This is a genomic window from Streptomyces sp. NPDC127084 (assembly GCF_042724175.1).
Taxonomy (GTDB): Bacteria; Actinomycetota; Actinomycetes; order Streptomycetales; family Streptomycetaceae; genus Streptomyces.
This window is the reverse complement of record NZ_JBHXFA010000451.1, coordinates 1-1,002: the sequence shown is the minus strand read 5'-3', so window position 1 is coordinate 1,002 and position 1,002 is coordinate 1. Positions and strand designations below refer to the sequence as shown.

At 63.2% G+C, this 1,002-nt stretch carries 1 pseudogene; it reads left to right on the top strand.

The annotated features are described in order from the left end of the window. Positions 1–814 precede the first annotated feature (814 nt). Positions 815–1,002 (top strand): annotated as a pseudogene (locus ACFWI9_RS34900) (dipeptidase); the annotation flags it as partial.

The following is a 1,002-nucleotide window of genomic DNA, read 5'->3' as shown; positions in this document are numbered from 1 at the left end:
GCCCTATCCTGCGCATAACCAACAATCCGGACGGCTACGGAAATTGGTCGAGTCCTGACGCAGGGTGCCCTTCCCGAAGATCGGCTCAGGCGCTAATCTTCATTTCGGAAACGAACGAACACTCGGCTGTCGGAACCAGTCGACCCGTTCTGAGCCGCATTGCAGGGGGAGCTCCATGTTTTCGTCTTCACCGTTAGTGATGTTGAATAACGAACTTATCGATACCGCTGTTCGCGGCCCGAAGGCCGCATGTGACGTTCGCCAGGTTGAGGCCATGGCGACTCGGCCCTGTTCGTAGCGCTGCCTGATGCGGATGTCCCGCATCGTGCGCAGCGCTGCTTGAGCGTCCCGGAATTCACGTTGGGCCTCATTTCTTGCCTCCGCTACCGCCTCATGGTTGCGGAAGGATCCTTTTCAGCCGGCGAGTGACGCAGCGGAATTCTGCATTCCTCGAACCGGCGGCGCGCCGTGAGTTTCCTCGTGTATTCCCCATACGCCGACACCGTCTGCGAGGACCTCCGCTTCGGCGGATTCGACGGGCTTCTCGCGGCGAACAATGTCGTGCCCGTGTATCTGTCGTAGACCACCGGTACCGCAGGTTCATCAGGGCTCAGGATGTGTCGCCTACGCGGCCCACTGCGCACCTGGTCAATTACGCATGCGCCGGCCCCCACCACGAGGCCGTGCACCCCGCAACAAATCGCACAGTCCCCGACCCCCACCCCAAGGTCCTCGCCGCACCGGCCCCGCTTCAGGTCCCGGCACACCCACCACCGCCTGAGCATTCGCCCCTGCCCCGCATGTTGGAGAAACCTTGTCTGCTTCCTGCCCGGCCGAGACCGTGCGCTCCCTGATACCCAGAGCCCGCGACGACCTCGCGGAACTGGTCGCGTTGCGCACCGTCGTCGGTATCTCACCCCCGGACCAGATCGATCGCGCGGCCGACCGGATAGCCGGCATGCACCCAGACCCCGGGTTTCACGAGACCCCACTGGAGAACAC